Source organism: Mesorhizobium sp. M7A.F.Ca.ET.027.03.2.1 (genome assembly GCF_003999175.1).
Classification (GTDB): domain Bacteria; phylum Pseudomonadota; class Alphaproteobacteria; order Rhizobiales; family Rhizobiaceae; genus Mesorhizobium.
Genome location: NZ_RZOM01000817.1, coordinates 1 through 2,875 on the forward strand (window position 1 = coordinate 1; position 2,875 = coordinate 2,875).

The 2,875-nt window shown below is 64.0% G+C and carries 3 protein-coding genes; 2 read left to right on the forward strand and 1 reads right to left on the reverse strand.

All coding sequences use genetic code 11. The features are described 5' to 3' along the window. The coding region (locus EN750_RS27390; protein WP_127398537.1) for an AraC family transcriptional regulator at positions 1-771 on the reverse strand (771 nt) is incomplete at its 3' end. Positions 772-863: 92 nt separating this feature from the next. Between EN750_RS27390 and EN750_RS27395 the strand changes: the two genes are divergently transcribed. Beyond that, positions 864-2,408, forward strand: a complete 1,545-nt coding sequence (locus tag EN750_RS27395; protein ID WP_127398539.1) for a 4-hydroxyphenylacetate 3-hydroxylase N-terminal domain-containing protein — start codon at positions 864-866, stop codon at positions 2,406-2,408. A gap of 6 nt (positions 2,409-2,414) precedes the next feature. Then, positions 2,415-2,875 (forward strand): flavin reductase (locus EN750_RS27400; RefSeq protein ID WP_127398541.1); only part of this gene is annotated, 461 nt, incomplete at its 3' end.

Sequence of the window (2,875 nt, forward strand, 5' to 3'; positions counted from 1 at the left end):
CTCGTAGGCGATGTCCTCCACCGTGCGTACGGTGAACAGCAGCAGACGCTTGGCCTCCAGCAGCCGCCTTTCGCTGACGACCCGCTTGACACCGGCGCCCAGCACCGCATGGGCAGCCTTGTCGAGAAGATGCGGCGTGGTGGCCAGCGCCTCGACGTAGCGATCGACCGGCCAGTTGTCGCGGAAATGCGCGTCGGCGAGCCGACGCAGGCCCCGCGCCAGCGAAGCATTGGAAGAGGCGGCGGATGAGGTCACGCCGGGGCTGAGGCGCGCAATATGGGAGAGTGCGACGGCGATCAGCGCCGGCAGGACCCTGTCATTGCCGGCTTGCGCCTCGGCATATTCGGCGGCGATCATCTCCAGCACCGCCGCCAGTCTCGCCCACGCTGCGTGTCGTGGCAGACCGTCGGCAAAGACCGGCCTGTCCAGCGGCAGCAGGCTGTGAGCGGCGATGGCCGCGAGCGCGCCGTCGGCGACCGAGACGACGATGGCGTCGGTGCCGGGTCCGATCGAGAAGCCATGCACGACAGCGCTCGGCACGAAGCTGACGGCAGGCGCCGAAAAGTCCCAGGATCGGTCTTCGATACGGTAGGTACCGGAGCCGCTGGTCCAGTAGGTGATCTGGCCCATCTGCGGATGCTTGTGCGCCGCAACCTGACCAAGATGGATGTTGCTGCGCGCAAGCACCGTCTCGACATGCAGAAAACCGACATCGAGCGGCCTCACCGGCTCGCCATAGACGAAGAAGTCGGGGATGGAATTCTGGCTCATGGCGCCTGAAAAAGTCCAATCGGTTTTGCCGTTCCGTCCATAACCGATGCATGTCCAAGGCGCTAGTGTTGCGACTCAAGAGGAGGACCATCATGCGATCAGAAGACTTCCGCACTGATAAGGCACGGCCGTTCACCGGGGCCGAGTATCTGGAGAGCCTGCGCGACGGCCGCGAGGTCTATATCAATGGCGAACGCATTGCCGATGTCACCACGCACCCGTCGATGCGCAATTCGGCGCGGTCGCTGGCGCGCCTCTACGATGCGCTGCATGATCCCCTGCGACGGGACACGCTGACCTCGCCGACCGACACCGGCTCGGGCGGCTACACCCACAAATATTTCCGCGTTGCCAAATCCTCGGCTGAGCTTGTTACCCAGCAGACGGCGATCGCCGAGTGGTCGCGCATGTCCTATGGCTGGATGGGGCGCACGCCCGACTACAAGGCGGCGCTGATGAACACGCTCGGCGCCAATGCCGACTGGTACGGGCCGTTCAAGGACAATGCTCTGTCCTGGCACAAACGTGCGCAGGAAGCCGCACTGTTCATGAACCATGCCATCGTCAATCCGCCGATCGACCGCCACAAGCCGGCCGAACAGGTGAAGGACGTCTTCGTCCACATCACCAAGGAGACGGATGCCGGCATCTATGTCTCCGGCGCCAAGGTGGTGGCGACGTCCTCGGCGCTGACCCACTACAATTTTCTGGCGCAGGGCTCGGCGACGATCACTGAGGATCCGTCGCTGTCGGTGATGTTCATCGTGCCGATGAATGCGCCGGGGATAAAGATGTTCTGCCGCGTCTCCTACGAGCAGACGGCCAACACGGTGGCGGCGCCCTTCGACTATCCGCTGTCGTCGCGCTTCGACGAGAACGATGCGATCCTGGTGCTCGACAATGTCTTCATCCCCTGGGAGGACGTTCTGGTGCTGCGCGACGCGCAGAAAATCCTGTCCTTCCATCCGGCATCCGGCTTCATGCATGGCTACTGCTTCCAGGGCTGCACGCGTTTCGCCGTCAAGCTCGATTTCCTCGCCGGCCTGCTGGCCAAGGCGCTGCGCGCCACGGGCGGCGATGCTTTCCGCGGCAACCAGGCGGCACTGGGCGAGGTCATCGCGCTCAGGCACATGTTCTGGAGCTTTTCCAACGCCATGGCCTACAACCCGATCCCGTGGGCGAATGGCGCGGTGCTGCCCAATCTGGAAGCCGCGCTCGCCTACCGCACCTTCATGTCGGAAGCCTATCCGCGCGTCATCGACACCGTGCGCCGGGTGATCGCGTCCGGGCTGATCTACCTCCCGTCGTCGGTGCGCGACTTCAACAACCCCGAGATCGACAAGTATCTGGCGCAATATGTGCGTGGCTCCAACGACATGGGCCACATCGAGCGCATCAAGATCATGAAGCTTTTGTGGGACGCGACCGGCACCGAGTTCGGCGGCCGCCACGCGCTCTACGAGCTCAACTATGCCGGCGCGCCGGAAGAGGTGCGGCTGCAGGTGCTGAAAGGAGCTGAACGCGGCGGGCGGCTGAAGGCGATGGAAGAGCTCGTCGACACCTGCATGGCCGACTATGACGAGAATGGCTGGACGGGCGATACCTGGTTCAATCCGCTTGTCTCAACGGCCGAGTGAAACCAGATGGCCACGCAGATTTCGAAAGCCGATTTCCGCGACGCCATGGCGAGGGTCTGCGCGCCGGTCAACATCGTCACCACCGATGGCCCGGCAGGGCGCGGCGGCTTCACCGCCACCGCCATGTGCAGCGTCTCCGACGAGCCGCCGACGCTGCTGGTGTGCATGAACGGGCGCTCGACGCAGGCCGCCATGTTCCTGTCCAACCAGCGCTTCTGCGTCAACGTGCTGACGCATGACCACATGCATCTGGCGGGAAAATTCGCTGGCGCGGCCAGGGACATGGAGGCACGCTATGCCTCGGCGCGCTGGCAGACGCTGACCTCCGGCACGCCGGCACTCTCGGATGCGATCGTCAATTTCGATTGCGAGATCGAGACTGTGCATGTCGTCGGCACGCACAATGTCATGATCGGCCGCGTCATCGACGTCCGGCACGGCAGCGGCGGCTCGGCCCTGCTCTATGT